This is a genomic window from Kitasatospora sp. NPDC029312 (genome assembly GCF_055569215.1).
Genome location: NZ_JBVHXY010000003.1, coordinates 259,081 through 271,785, shown reverse-complemented (window position 1 = coordinate 271,785; position 12,705 = coordinate 259,081). Strand labels below are relative to the sequence as shown.

At 72.5% G+C, this 12,705-nt stretch carries 11 protein-coding genes and 3 tRNA genes; 11 read left to right on the top strand and 3 right to left on the bottom strand.

Annotated elements, in window-relative coordinates:
• Positions 1–180 precede the first annotated feature (180 nt).
• The gene (locus ACZ4WV_RS04230; RefSeq protein ID WP_465742550.1) at positions 181–2,775 is read left to right on the top strand and encodes an ATP-binding protein; all 2,595 of its coding nucleotides are present in this window, start codon (positions 181–183) and stop codon (positions 2,773–2,775) included.
• Positions 2,768–3,562 carry a response regulator gene (locus ACZ4WV_RS04225; protein WP_465742548.1) on the top strand — a complete coding sequence of 265 codons (795 nt, stop codon included), beginning with the start codon at positions 2,768–2,770 and terminating at the stop codon, positions 3,560–3,562. The genes ACZ4WV_RS04230 and ACZ4WV_RS04225 overlap by 8 nt, the downstream gene beginning before the upstream one ends.
• Positions 3,563–3,783: 221 nt before the next feature.
• Here the strand turns inward: ACZ4WV_RS04225 and ACZ4WV_RS04220 are convergent, their stop codons facing one another.
• Complete coding sequence (locus ACZ4WV_RS04220) at positions 3,784–5,052, bottom strand: amidohydrolase family protein (RefSeq protein WP_465742546.1); 1,269 nt, start codon at positions 5,050–5,052, stop codon at positions 3,784–3,786.
• Between the two features lie 287 nt (positions 5,053–5,339).
• Here ACZ4WV_RS04220 and ACZ4WV_RS04215 point away from each other — a divergent pair.
• The 6 genes from ACZ4WV_RS04215 to ACZ4WV_RS04190 all read left to right on the top strand — a co-directional run bounded on the left by ACZ4WV_RS04215 (position 5,340) and on the right by ACZ4WV_RS04190 (position 8,297).
• Positions 5,340–5,412, top strand: a tRNA-Thr gene (locus ACZ4WV_RS04215).
• Between the two features lie 43 nt (positions 5,413–5,455).
• Positions 5,456–5,528: transfer RNA gene (locus ACZ4WV_RS04210), tRNA-Met, on the top strand.
• Positions 5,529–5,611: 83 nt separating this feature from the next.
• Positions 5,612–5,776: a 50S ribosomal protein L33 gene (gene rpmG, locus ACZ4WV_RS04205; RefSeq protein WP_006604855.1), complete on the top strand. Its 165-nt coding sequence runs from the start codon at positions 5,612–5,614 to the stop codon at positions 5,774–5,776.
• 118 nt (positions 5,777–5,894) lie between these two features.
• Positions 5,895–6,353, top strand: a complete 459-nt coding sequence (locus ACZ4WV_RS04200) for an FAS1-like dehydratase domain-containing protein (RefSeq protein WP_465742544.1) — start codon at positions 5,895–5,897, stop codon at positions 6,351–6,353.
• A 5-nt stretch (positions 6,354–6,358) separates the two neighbouring features.
• Positions 6,359–6,781, top strand: a complete 423-nt coding sequence (locus tag ACZ4WV_RS04195; RefSeq protein ID WP_465742542.1) for a MaoC family dehydratase — start codon at positions 6,359–6,361, stop codon at positions 6,779–6,781.
• Between the two features lie 334 nt (positions 6,782–7,115).
• Entirely contained in the window at positions 7,116–8,297 is a 1,182-nt protein-coding gene (locus ACZ4WV_RS04190; RefSeq protein WP_465742685.1) for a UDP-N-acetylmuramate dehydrogenase, read from the top strand.
• Here ACZ4WV_RS04190 and ACZ4WV_RS04185 read toward each other — a convergent pair.
• Positions 8,294–9,346 (bottom strand): adenosine deaminase, encoded by a 1,053-nt coding sequence (locus tag ACZ4WV_RS04185; RefSeq protein WP_465742540.1) that lies wholly within the window; start codon positions 9,344–9,346, stop codon positions 8,294–8,296. The genes ACZ4WV_RS04190 and ACZ4WV_RS04185 overlap by 4 nt on opposite strands.
• A 139-nt stretch (positions 9,347–9,485) precedes the next feature.
• Positions 9,486–10,733 (bottom strand): pyridoxal phosphate-dependent aminotransferase, encoded by a 1,248-nt coding sequence (locus ACZ4WV_RS04180; protein ID WP_465742538.1) that lies wholly within the window; start codon positions 10,731–10,733, stop codon positions 9,486–9,488.
• 285 nt (positions 10,734–11,018) lie between these two features.
• On the opposite strand from ACZ4WV_RS04180, the gene ACZ4WV_RS04175 reads away from it, so the two are divergent.
• The 3 genes from ACZ4WV_RS04175 (at position 11,019) to nusG (ending at position 12,673) form a co-directional block, all read left to right on the top strand.
• Positions 11,019–11,091 (top strand) — tRNA-Trp (locus ACZ4WV_RS04175).
• 149 nt (positions 11,092–11,240) lie between these two features.
• A complete protein-coding gene (secE, locus tag ACZ4WV_RS04170) occupies positions 11,241–11,561 on the top strand; it encodes a preprotein translocase subunit SecE (RefSeq protein WP_465742536.1) in 321 nt (106 codons plus the stop codon).
• Positions 11,562–11,770: 209 nt separating this feature from the next.
• The gene (nusG, locus tag ACZ4WV_RS04165; RefSeq protein ID WP_465742534.1) at positions 11,771–12,673 is read left to right on the top strand and encodes a transcription termination/antitermination protein NusG; all 903 of its coding nucleotides are present in this window, start codon (positions 11,771–11,773) and stop codon (positions 12,671–12,673) included.
• The last annotated feature ends 32 nt before the right edge of the window (positions 12,674–12,705 follow it).

Below are 12,705 nucleotides of genomic sequence, written 5' to 3'. Positions count from 1 at the left end.
GGGGGCCCCACTTTCTCCCTCCCCAACAGGACCCCCGAAGAAAAGAGGGGACGGTGTGGTCACCCAACCGGGGGGGGGGGGGGGGGGGGGGGGGGGGGGGGGGGGGAGCCCCCCCCCCCCCCGGGCCGGCCACCCTCGTACCCGCACGCGCACGCACCACCCGGCCGTCACCTCACGACGATGGAGAGAGCAGCGCCCATGGCCCGCGACCTCACCCCCGGCACCGTGTACCGCAGCGGCCGGCTGAGGGTGTACCTCGGTTCCGCCCCGGGGGTCGGCAAGACCTACCGGATGCTGGACGAGGCCCGGCGCAGACAGCAGCGCGGGGCCGACGTCGTGGTCGGCTACGTCGAGTGCCACGGCCGCCGCCACACCGAGGCCATGCTGGCCGGCCTGGAGATCCTGCCGAGGGCCCGCCGCTCCTACCGGGGCGCCGAGTTCGAGGAGATGGACCTCGACGCGGTGCTCGCCCGCCGCCCGTCCGTGGTGGTGGTCGACGAACTGGCGCACACCAACATTCCCGGCGGCCGGCACGCCAAGCGCTGGCAGGACGTCGAGGAACTGTTGGCCGCCGGGATCGACGTCATCACCACCGTCAACGTCCAGCACCTGGAATCGCTGAACGACGTCGTCCAGAAGATCACCGGCATCCCGCAGCGCGAGACCGTCCCGGACGAGGTGGTCCGCCGGGCCGACCAGATCGAACTCGTCGACATGGCCCCGCAGGCGCTGCGCCGCCGCATGGCCCACGGCAACGTCTACAAAGCGGAGAAGGTGGACGCCGCGCTCTCCAACTACTTCCGGGTCGGCAACCTCACCGCCCTGCGCGAACTCGCCCTGCTCTGGGTCGCCGGGCGCGTGGACGAGGGCCTGCGCGACTACCGGGCCGACCACGACATCGACCGGGTCTGGGAGACCCGCGAACGCGTCGTGGTCGCCCTCACCGGCGGCCCCGAGGGCGAGACCCTGATCCGCCGCGCCGCCCGGATCGCCGACCGCACCGCCGGCGGTGACCTGCTGGCCGTCCACGTCTCCCGCAGCGACGGCCTGGCCGGCGCCTCCTCCGGCGCCCTCGCCCAGCAACGACAGCTGGTCGAGACCCTCGGCGGCAGCTACCACGTGGTGGTCGGCGACGACATCCCCACCGCGCTGCTCGTCTTCGCCCGCGCCCACGACGCCACCCAACTGGTGCTCGGCACCAGCCGCCGTGGCCGGATCAACCGCTTCCTCACCGGCCCCGGCACCGGCCAGACCACCGTCGACGCCTCCGAGGACATCGACGTCCACATGGTCACCCACGAGTTCACCGGCCGCGGCCGGCTGCCAGCGCTCGGCCGCCGCCACTCCAGGCGCCGCACCATCGTCGGCTACCTGGCCGGGTTCGTGCTGCCCTGGCTCCTCACCGCCGTGCTCTCCCAGGTGCACGCCACCGTCAACCTCACCACCGACGCCCTGATCTTCCAGCTCGGCGTGGTCATCGTCGCCCTGCTCGGCGGCGCCGTGTCCGCGCTGCTGGCCGCCGTCATCGCCTCGGTGCTGCTGAACTACTACTTCATCCCGCCGGTGCACAGCCTGACCATCGGCGAGACCAACAACATCGTCTCCCTGGTGGTCTTCGCCGCCATCGCGCTCGCCGTCTCCACCGTGGTCGACCACGCCGGCCGGCTCACCACCCGGGCCGCCCGGGCCACCGCCGAGGCCGAGACCCTCTCCACCCTGGCCGGCAGCGTGCTGCGCGGCGCCGACGCGCTGCCCGCCCTGATGGAGAAGTCCCGCACGGCCTTCGGCATGCGGACCGTCGCACTGCTCTCCCGCACCGGCGGCGAGGTGCTCGCCCACAGCGAAGCCGCACACCCGGACGACGGCGACGGACCGAACGAGACCACCGAGGTGCCGGTCGGCGCCGACGCCCTGCTGGTGCTCACCGGCCGCCGGCTGCCCGCCGCCGACCAACGCGTGCTCACCGCCTTCGCCGCCCACGTCGGCGCCGCACTGGAACGCGACCGGCTGGCCGTGGCCGCCGCCGAGGTCGAGCCGATCAAGGCCGCCGACCGGATGCGCACCGCCCTGCTCGCCGCCGTCAGCCACGACCTGCGCACCCCGCTCGCCGCCGCCCGCGCCTCGGTCGGCTCGCTGCGCAGCCCCGACGTCGAGTTCTCCCCCGACGACCAGTCCGAACTCCTCGCCACCGCCGACGAATCGCTGGCCAAGCTCACCCGCCTGGTGGACAACCTGCTCGACATGAGCCGCCTCCAGGCCGGCGCCCTCACCCTGCACCTCACCGAGACCCACGTGGACGAGATCCTGCCCAGGGCGCTCGACAGCCTCCCCGACCCGTACCCGCGGATCCGGCCGCCGGACCTCACCGTCGACCTCGACGAGGGCACCCCACCGGTGCTCGCCGACCCGCCGCTGCTGGAACGCGTCCTCGCCAACGTCATCACCAACGCGCTGCGCCACAACGCGCCCGGCGCCCCCGTCGTGGTCACCGCCAGCCACCACGCCGACCAGGTCGAGATCCGGGTGATCGACCGCGGCCCCGGCATCGCCCCCGAGGACCGCGACCGGGTCTTCCTGCCCTTCCAGCGGCTCGGCGACACCGACAACACCACCGGGGTCGGCCTCGGGCTCGCCCTCTCCCGCGGCCTCGCCGAGGCGATGGGCGGCAGCCTGGAGGTCGAGGACACCCCGGGGGGCGGCACCACCATGCTGCTCACCCTGCCCGCCGCCACCGAACCGGCCGCACCCGCGGAGGAGCCGCCGAACCATGAGTGAACGAGACGCCCGAGACGCCCGAGACGGCTGGGATGCACAGGACGGCTGGGACGGACAGGGCGGCTGGGATGGCCGAGACGTCCGGGACGAGTCCGGCGAGCGGGCGGCCGACCGGCGCGAGGTCCTGATCGTCGACGACGAACCGGCCCTGCTGCGCACCCTGCGGATCAACCTCAGCGCCCGCCGGTACGCCGTCCGCACCGCCGCCGGCGGCGCCGAGGCGCTCGACCGGGCCGCCTCCTCGGCCCCGGACGCCGTCCTGCTCGACCTCGGACTGCCCGACATCGACGGCATGGACGTACTGCGCGGCCTGCGCACCCGCAGCGCGGTGCCGATCATCGTGCTCTCCGGCCGGGCCGACGCCGCCGACCGGATCGGCGCCCTGGACGCGGGCGCCGACGACTACCTCACCAAGCCGTTCCTGATGGACGAACTCCTGGCCCGGCTGCGCGCGGTGCTCCGCCGCCCGTCGGGCGGGGTCCCGCTGAGCCGACCGGTGATCGGGGACCACACCGTCGACCTCGGGGCCACCGTGGTGACGGGCCCGGCCGGCCCGGTGCGGCTCACCCCGACCGAGTGGCGGATCCTCAGCCTGCTGCTCGCCAACCCCGGCCGGCTGGTGTCCGGACGGCAGATCCTGCGGGAGGTGTGGGGCCCGGCCCAGGAGGCGCGCGGCAACTACCTGCGGGTCTATCTGGCCGGCCTGCGCCGGAAGTTGGAGCGCGACCCGGCCCGCCCGCGCCATCTGATCACCGAGCCGGGGATCGGCTACCGCTACGTGCCGTGAGGCGTCAACGAACCGTCAACAGCGTCCGGCTGAGCGATAGGAGGATGTCAAGGACGGCCTGCCGGGGTGTTCCGGGGGCGTAGCGTCGATGCCGAACGAGCGGTCCTGCTCCGTGTGGGGGAGGCCGGGGCCGCTCCAGCCGCCGCCCGAGGCGGCCGGCAGGTGGGGAAAGGGGCGCGCGACGCACGTTGCGCGCCCCTTGGCCGTCCTCGGTGCCGGCCTCAGCCGTCCGCGCCACCCGACTGCCGGGGAAGCGCCAGTGCCACCGTGTCCGCGAACTCCCGTACCGCGCTGGTCCGGCTGACCACCCGGCCGCTGTGCACCACCAGCCGGCTGTGCCCGCCCGCGAGCGCCCCGGCCAGGCTGTCCCCGCGCACCGCCAGCAGCTCCGCGGGGAAGCCCGCGTCCACCCGGACCGGCGGCAGCCCGAGCAGTCCCCGGGCCTGGTTCGCCACCGCGTCGTACGCCTCCTCCGGGTCCAACTCCCCGCCCGCCGCGAGCAGATAGGCCGACTCCAGCGGATCGGCCCGGCCGACCGGATTGGACTGGTCCCGCAGCGCGCCGCTGCCCGCCGCCAGCGGCACCCGGGCCGAGGCCAACTCCCTTACCAGACCGGGCCGCAGACCGGTCGCCCGGCCCTCCAGCCCGGTGCAGCCGCCGTTCTGTGGCAGGCAGATCACCCGAACCCCGCTGGTCGCCAGCACGGTGGAGGCGCCCCGGGGTAGTGCTCCGCACGGGCCGAGCGCCACCCGTGGCCGCAGCGGCGCCAATGCACCCGTCAACCGGGCCAGTTGGGCGGCGTCGGCGGCCGTGGTGTGGAGGTCCACCGGGCAGTCCAGCTCCCGGGCGGCCTCCAGCAGCAGCTGCACATAGCCGGCCGGGTCCGGGTCCAGCTCGGGGCAGCCGCCTGCCGCCGTGGCGCCCAGTTTGAGCGCCTCGCGCAGCTGCGCCCGCCCGTCCGCGCCGGCCCGGCCGGTGAGCAGCCTGGGCATCGCCACCGCCTGGAGCTCGGCGAGGCCCCGGAGCGCCTGCCGGGCGGTGAGCACCGCCTCCAGTCGGCTCAGTCCGTGCACGTCGCCGATCCGGACGTGGGTGCGCTGGGCGGTGGCGCCGTAGCCGAGCGAGGTGAGCGCGGCCTCGGTGACCCGTCGGGTGAGGTCGGAGGGGGTCTCCGACGGTGGGGTGGGCAGGGCGGCGGAGAAGGCGGCGTCGTAGTGCGCGTGCGCCTCGGCGGGGGCCGGGAGCAGCAGGTAGCCCTTGAGGTCGATCCGGGCGCCGGTGGTGACGGTGGGCGCGCCGGGCAGGGCGGGCAACGGACCGAGGCTGCCGACGGTGCCGACCGCCTGGATCCGGTCGCCGCTGATCCGGACGTCCACCACCCGTCCGTCGGCCAGCCGGGCGCCGGTGAGCAGCAGGACCGGGCCGTGCCCGAGCGGGTTGGCCGCCGGGCCGGGCCCGGAGTGCGGCCCGTCGGCGGCTTCGCTGTCCATCGCCGGCTCCTCTCGCGCTGGGCAGTGGGGTCCGGTGGGATCGACCGCGGGATCGACCCCGGCGGGGATCGGCCGGGGTCCCGACCAATGAGGGTCGAGCCTATGGCGAGTGGTGGCGGGGCGCCGGGAGGCGGGCAATAGTCGTATCGGCTCGGGGCGTGGGCTTCGCGGGCCGGTCGAACGTCCGGCCTTGGATCGACTGCCCGTGCACCTCGCCGACCTGCGGTCTTCGCCGCGGGATACGGATTTCACCTCTGGGCGCGGAACGTGTAATCTCTTCCTCGTTCGCCCCTATAGCTCAGTCGGTAGAGCGTCTCCATGGTAAGGAGAAGGTCTGCGGTTCGATTCCGCATGGGGGCTCTGGTGAGAAGTGGTCAGCTCCGGCTGTGCTGCGGATCACTGTGGCGGTGTAGCTCAGTTGGTAGAGCAAGCGGCTCATAATCGCTGTGTCACCGGTTCAAGTCCGGTCACCGCTACCCCGCGTAGTCGGTCGGGAGATCGCACTCCCGGTCGGCTACTCTTGTCGTGTTCTTATTCGTTGTCCAAGGAAGGCACTCCCGTGGCTGCCACCGATGTCCGCCCGAAGATCACGCTGGCCTGCGTGGAGTGCAAGGAGCGGAACTACATCACCAAGAAGAACCGGCGTAACGACCCGGACCGTCTTGAGATGAAGAAGCACTGCCCCCGCTGCAACTCGCACACCGCGCACCGCGAGACCCGCTGACCCTGTCGCAGGGCGTCGGGCCTGTGTGAAACCAGGTCATCTGCTCCGGGCCGCATCCCTCAACGGGGGTGCGGCCCGGAGCTTTTTTCGTATCCACCCCGCGTTTCGAGGAGCTGCCATGGCGCTCGACCCCTCCTTCATCGGGCGTAGTTACCCGCCCACCGAGCCGTACGAGGTCGGCCGGGAGAAGATCCGCGAGTTCGCGATCGCGATCGGGGACGCCAACCCCGCGTACACCGACGCGGAGGCGGCGAAGGCCTTCGGCCACCGGGACGTGATCGCCCCGCCGACCTTCCCGTTCGTGATCACCTACCGCGCGGCCGGCCAGGTGGTCGAGGACCCGGAGCTGGGTCTGGACTACAGCCGGGTGGTGCACGGTGACCAGAAGTTCGTCTACACCCGCCCGGTGCAGGCCGGCGACCGGCTGACGGTCGCGGTCACCATCGACAACATCAAGTCGCTGGCGGGCAATGACGTGCTCACGGTGCGTGGTGAGGTGGCGGACGAGAGCGGCGAGCACGTTGTGACGTCCATCATGACGCTGGTGGCCCGGGCCGCCGACGAGGCGGGGGAGTGAGCGGCATGGCGGTCAACTACGACGAGGTCGAGGTCGGCACCGAGCTGCCGGCGCAGTCCTTCCCGGTGACCCGCGCCACGCTGGTGCAGTACGCGGGCGCCTCGGGCGACTTCAACCCGATCCACTGGAACGAGAAGTTCGCGCTGGAGGTCGGCCTGCCGGACGTCATCGCGCACGGCATGTTCACCATGGCCGAGGCGATCCGGGTGGTCACCGACTGGGTCGGCGACCCGGCCGCGGTGGTCGAGTACGGGGTCCGGTTCGTCCGCCCGGTGCCGGTGCCGAACGACGGTGTCGGCGCGGTGATCGAGGTCTCCGCCAAGGTCGCCAAGAAGCTGGACGACCGCCGGGTACAGGTCGACCTGCTGGCCACCACCGGCGGGCAGAAGGTGCTCGGGATGTCCAAGGCGGTCGTGCGGCTCGTCTGAGCCGCGGTCTTCCGCCGGCCGGCCGCCCCGGGGCCCGTTCGACGGGCTCGCGGGGCGGCTTCCGCCCTTGCCGGGATAGTGATTGGTCACTAAACCCGTCGGCGGCTACACCCCCCAGGAGGCGGGCATCCGGATGCTGCCGTGGACGGGCATGCCGCCGACGGTCGCGCCGATCGCCGGCGTCCTGGCCGACCGGTTCGGCGGCCGCCCGATCGTGGTCACCGGGCTGGTCCTCCAGGGCCTCGGCCTCGCGCTGTACGGGGCGATCACCGGCTCCCACGCCCACTACGAGTACGGCCCGGTGGTGCCCGCCGTGGTGCTCTGCGGCATCGGCATGTCGCTGTACTTCACCCCGACCGCCGGAGAACGAGCCGGCCAAGGCCTGAGGTCGAACGGAGCCGCTTCCCGGACGGCCCCCCGGAGGGCCTTCCCACGGGAAGCGGCTCCCCGCCGTCCCCGTACGCTGGTGGGCGTGCTGGTAGAAAACGACGCCCCCCTCGCCCCGCTGACCACGCTCCGGCTCGGCGGCCCGGCCCGCCGCCTGGTGACGGCCCACACCGACGACGAGGTGATCGCCGCCGTCCGCGAGGCGGACGCGGCCGGTGAGCCGCTGCTCGTCCTCGGCGGCGGCTCCAACCTGGTGATCGGCGACGCCGGCTTCCCCGGCACGGTCCTGCGGATCGCCACCACCGGCTTCGCCCTGGACGGCACCGTGCTGGAGCTGGCGGCCGGCGAGGTGTGGTCGGAGGCGGTCACCCGCACCGTGCGCGCGCACGGCCTGGCCGGCATCGAGTTCCTGGCCGGCATCCCCGGCTCGGCCGGTGCCACCCCCGTGCAGAACGTCGGCGCGTACGGCCAGGAGGTCGCCCAGACGATCACCGAGGTTGTCGCGTACGACCGCACCGCCGACCAGGTGGTCACCCTGACGAACGCCGAGTGCGTGTTCTCCTACCGCCACAGCCGCTTCAAGGCCAGCCCGGACCGCTACGTGGTGCTGCGGGTGCGGTTCGCCCTGGCGGACCACGCCGGGTTCTCCACCCCGGTCAAGTACGCCGAGGTGGCCCGGCACTTCGGCGTCGAGCAGGGCGAGCGGGTGCCGCTGGCGGAGGCGTACGAGGCGGTGCTGCGGCTGCGCTCCGGCAAGGGCATGGTGCTGGACCCGGCGGACCACGACACCTGGTCGGCCGGCTCCTTCTTCACCAACCCGGTGCTCACTGCCGCGCAGTACGAGTCCTTCCGCACCCGCCCGGGCGCCGAGAACGCCCCCGCCTACCCCGCGCCGGAGGGCTGCACCAAGACCTCGGCCGCGTGGCTGATCGACAAGGCGGGCTTCGGCAAGGGCTACGGCAGCGGCCCGGCGACGCTCTCCACCAAGCACACCCTGGCGCTCACCAACCGGGGCTCGGCCACCGCCGAGGACCTGCTGGCGCTGGCCCGGGAGATCCGGGACGGGGTCAGGGAGGCCTTCGGGGTGGAGCTCGTGAACGAGCCGGTGATGGTCGGCGTCAAGCTCTAAAGCCCGGGGGCGGTGGCGTGGGCGTCCGCCAGCCAGCCGTCGATGTCCGCGAGCAGCTCCTTGCGGACGGCTTCCGGCGCGCGCGAGCCGCGCACCGACTGCCGTGCCAGCTCGGCGAGTTCGGCGTCGCTGAAGCCCAGCACGCGACGGGCCAGGTCGTACTGGTCGGCGAGCCGGCTGCCGAACAGCAGCGGGTCGTCCGCGCCGAGCGCCAGCGGCACCCCGGCGTCGAACAACCGGCGCAGCGGGACGTCCTCGGGGCGCTCGTAGACGCCGAGCGAGACGTTGGAGGAGGGGCAGACCTCGCAGGTGATCTGCCGGTCCGCCAGCCTGGCCATCAGTCGCGGGTCCTCGGCGGCCCGCACACCGTGGCCGATCCGGCCGGCGCCCAGGTCGTCCAGGCAGTCCCGGACGGACTCCGGCCCGGCCAGCTCGCCGCCGTGCGGGGCGGCCAGCAGCCCGCCCTTGCGGGCGATGGCGAAGGCCCGGTCGAAGTCCCGGGCCAGGCCGCGCCGCTCGTCGTTGGAGAGGCCGAAGCCGACCACCCCGTGGTCGGCGTACCGGACGGCGAGCCGGGCCAGTGTCCTGGCGTCCATCGGGGACTTCATCCGGTTCGCCGCGACCAGCACCCGGATGCCCACCCCGGTGGCGGCGGCGGCGTGCTCCACCGCGTCCAGGATCAGTTCCAGCGCGGGGATCAGCCCGCCCAGCCGTGGTGCGTAGGACGTCGGATCGACCTGGATCTCCAGCCAGCGGGAGCCGTCCCGCTTCTCGTCCTCCGCCGTCTCCAGGACCAGCCGGCGGATGTCCGACTCGTCCCGGAGCACGGAGCGGGCGGTGTCGTACAGGCGCTGGAAGCGGAACCAGCCGCGCTCGTCGGTGGCCCGCAACCGGGGCGGCTCGGCGGAGCTGAGCGCCTCCGGCAGCCGGACGCCGTGCTTGGCGGCCAGCTCCAGCAGGGTGGCGGGCCGCATCGAGCCGGTGAAGTGCAGGTGCAGGTGGGCCTTCGGGAGGCCCCTGACGTCTCGCGGGTTCAACAGGCGTTCCATTCGCCGATACTGCCGTATGCGGCCCCCAAACGGGAACCGCCCCCTTCCCGTCCCCCGAAGGGGTGAAAGGGGGCGGTGCGCCGGGTGAATCCCGTACGTCGGATTGACGTCCCTACCGGCGCCACTCCGGGAGCGGAGCTCAGTCGCGGGCCTCGCCGAGCAGCTTCTGGATCCGGCTGACGCCCTCGACCAGGTCGGCGTCGCCGAGCGCGTAGGAGAGCCGCAGGTAGCCGGGGGTGCCGAAGGCCTCGCCGGGGACGACCGCGACCTCGGCCTCGTCCAGGATCAGGGCGGCCAGCTCGCCGGAGGTCTGCGGGCGCTTGCCGCGGATCTCCTTGCCCAGGAGGCCCTTGACCGACGGGTAGGCGTAGAACGCGCCCTCGGGCTCGGGGCAGTAGACGCCCTCGATCTCGTTGAGCATCCGCACGATGGTCTTGCGGCGGCGGTCGAAGGCGGTGCGCATCTCGGCCACCGCGTCCAGGTCGCCCGCGACGGCGGCCAGCGCGGCGCGCTGGGCGACGTTGGAGACGTTCGAGGTGGCGTGCGACTGCAGGTTGGTGGCGGCCTTGATCACGTCCTTGGGGCCGATCACCCAGCCCACCCGCCAGCCGGTCATCGCGTAGGTCTTGGCGACGCCGTTGACCACGATGCACTTGTCGGCCAGCTCGGGCAGCAGGGCCGGCAGCGAGGTGAAGGTGGCGTCGCCGTAGACCAGGTGCTCGTAGATCTCGTCGGTGAGCACCCACAGGCCGTGCTCCAGCGCCCAGCGGCCGATCGCCTCGGCCTCGGCCTCGGTGTACACCGCGCCGGTCGGGTTGGACGGCGACACGAAGAGCACCACCTTGGTGTTCTCGGTGCGGGCGGCCTCCAGCTGCTCGACCGAGACCTTGTAACCGGTGGTCTCGTCGGACACGACCTCCACCGGGACGCCGCCGGCCAGCTGGACCGACTCCGGGTAGGTGGTCCAGTACGGGGCCGGGATGATGACCTCGTCGCCCGGGTCCAGGATCGCGGCGAAGGCCTCGTAGATCGCCTGCTTGCCGCCGTTGGTGACCAGCACCTGGGAGGCGTCCACCTCGTAGCCGGAGTCGCGCAGCGTCTTCGCGGCGATCGCGGCCTTCAGCTCGGGCAGGCCACCCGCCGGGGTGTAACGGTGGTTCTTCGGGTCGCGGCAGGCCTCGACGGCCGCCTCGACGATGTAGTCCGGCGTGGGGAAGTCGGGCTCGCCGGCACCGAAGCCGATCACCGGACGGCCGGCCGCCTTGAGGGCCTTGGCCTTGGCGTCCACGGCGAGGGTCGCGGACTCGGCGATCGCACCGATCCGGGCGGAGACCCGGCGGTCGGCGGGGCGGATGGACTGGTCGGGCTGCGGGGTGGAAGCGCTCATGCCTGCATCGTCGCAGAACCGGGACGGACCGGGCATCGCGGTTTCAGCATCCGTACGGCCCCGTCCGCATCCCGGCCGACGACGATCCGCCGGTGACGCCCGCGCCCGGCCGCAGATCCGTCGGGCGGGGCGCGGTCGTGGAAGAAGAGGTTCGACCAAACACCCCTGGACCACGTACACTCGCTGCTCGACGGCCCACCGAAAACGACCGGAGCTTTCACCGCCTGTACGGACGGCGGGGGGAGATGCGGTAGGTTGGTCGCCACAGGAGCCGCGAGGTTCTGTAGGGCAATAGCTCAATTGGTAGAGCACCGGTCTCCAAAACCGGCGGTTGGGGGTTCGAGTCCCTCTTGCCCTGCTGCTTGATCCGTTATCAGCCCGTTCGCTCCACAGAGCGAGCGGGCTTGATGCGGAGAGGGCACCGATCAGCACCGCTTAAGCCGACCGCTCGTGCCTCAAACGGGTACGCAGGTGATGTTGGCCGGACCCGGATTCAGGTGAGGACGAGTGACGGAGACCACGGGCTCCACCGCAACGCCTGAGAGCGGCAACCCCGAGGGGACCGACGGCGCCGCCGAGACCACGCCCGTCGAGGGCGGCAAGTCCGGCAAGAAGAAGTCCGGCAAGCGGGCCAAGAAGGGCCTGTTCGCCCGGATCGGCCTGTTCTACCGCCAGATCATCGCGGAGCTGCGCAAGGTCGTCTGGCCCACCCGGAGCGAGCTCACCAACTACACCGCCGTCGTGGTGACCTTCGTCGTGGTCGTGATGGGCTTCGTCTACGGCCTCGACTACGGCTTCGCCAAGCTGAGCCTGTTGGTCTTCGGCTGATCCGGCCGCCCCAGCTCCGAAACGACTCCCGACCCGGGCCGAATCCTCGGCCCGGGTCGAGCTGTCGGCGGTGGACGTACGCGCGCGTACCGTGGACTCGGTACTGTTGAAGTCTCCGAGGCCTGTCCTGGCGCCCGCGCGAGCGGCCGCTCGCCGGTCCGGTTTCGGAGCGCGCCACCTTCACCATCTCCAGGAAAGAAGCAGCCACCGTGTCTGAGTCCCCCCTGTACGACGCCGACGAGACCGTCCGCGAGGCGGATGTCGCCGCCGAGCTGGACGCGGCCGAGCTGGCTGACGACGCCGACTCCGCCGAGCAGATCGTGGACGCCTCGGACAGCGACGAGGACGAGGCCGAGGCGTACGACGAGGCCGAGGCCGGCGAGCCGGCCGAGGAGGCCGCGCTGCACGTGGAGGGCGACGAGGAGCCCGCCGCCGGCGAGCCGGTCGCCGGGGAGTCCCTCGAGGAGCCCGCCGAGGCCGAGGTCGAGGCGGAGCCCGAGGTCGAGGTCGACCCCGTCGCCAAGTTCCGCGAGGACCTGCGCTTCATGCCGGGCGAGTGGTACGTGATCCACACCTACGCCGGCTACGAGAACCGGGTGAAGCAGAACCTGGAGCAGCGCGCCGTCTCGCTGAACGTCGAGGAGTACATCTTCCAGGCCGAGGTGCCGCAGGAGGAGGTCGTCCAGATCAAGAACGGCGACCGCAAGACCATCCGCCAGAACAAGCTCCCCGGCTACGTCCTGGTGCGCATGGACCTCACCCCCGAGTCCTGGGGCGTCGTCCGGAACACCCCGGGTGTCACCGGCTTCGTCGGCAACGCCTACGACCCGTACCCGCTGACCCTGGACGAGGTCGTCAAGATGCTCGCCCCGGACGTCGAGCGCCAGGCCGCCAAGGAGGCCGGCAAGCCGTCGCCGGTCAAGCCGAGCGAGATCCAGGTGCTGGACTTCGAGGTCGGCGACTCGGTCACCGTCACCGACGGTCCGTTCGCGACCCTCCAGGCGACCATCAACGAGATCAACCCCGACTCGAAGAAGGTCAAGGGCCTGGTCGAGATCTTCGGCCGGGAGACCCCGGTCGAGCTCTCCTTCGACCAGATCCAGAAGAACTAGCCCAGTCTTCGGATCCGGGGCGGGGCCGAGGG

What these genes read in the sequence shown, in the direction of transcription:
- ACZ4WV_RS04195 (WP_465742542.1), top strand. Translation starts at nt 6,359, where the DNA reads ATGGCGGTCAACTACGACGAGGTCGAGGTCGGCACCGAGCTGCCGGCG.
- ACZ4WV_RS04225 (WP_465742548.1), top strand. Translation starts at nt 2,768, where the DNA reads ATGAGTGAACGAGACGCCCGAGACGCCCGAGACGGCTGGGATGCACAG.
- ACZ4WV_RS04180 (WP_465742538.1), bottom strand. Translation starts at nt 10,733, where the DNA reads ATGAGCGCTTCCACCCCGCAGCCCGACCAGTCCATCCGCCCCGCCGAC.
- ACZ4WV_RS04185 (WP_465742540.1), bottom strand. Translation starts at nt 9,346, where the DNA reads ATGGAACGCCTGTTGAACCCGCGAGACGTCAGGGGCCTCCCGAAGGCC.
- ACZ4WV_RS04220 (WP_465742546.1), bottom strand. Translation starts at nt 5,052, where the DNA reads ATGGACAGCGAAGCCGCCGACGGGCCGCACTCCGGGCCCGGCCCGGCG.
- ACZ4WV_RS04190 (WP_465742685.1), top strand. Translation starts at nt 7,116, where the DNA reads ATGTCGCTGTACTTCACCCCGACCGCCGGAGAACGAGCCGGCCAAGGC.
- ACZ4WV_RS04200 (WP_465742544.1), top strand. Translation starts at nt 5,895, where the DNA reads ATGGCGCTCGACCCCTCCTTCATCGGGCGTAGTTACCCGCCCACCGAG.
- ACZ4WV_RS04230 (WP_465742550.1), top strand. Translation starts at nt 181, where the DNA reads ATGGAGAGAGCAGCGCCCATGGCCCGCGACCTCACCCCCGGCACCGTG.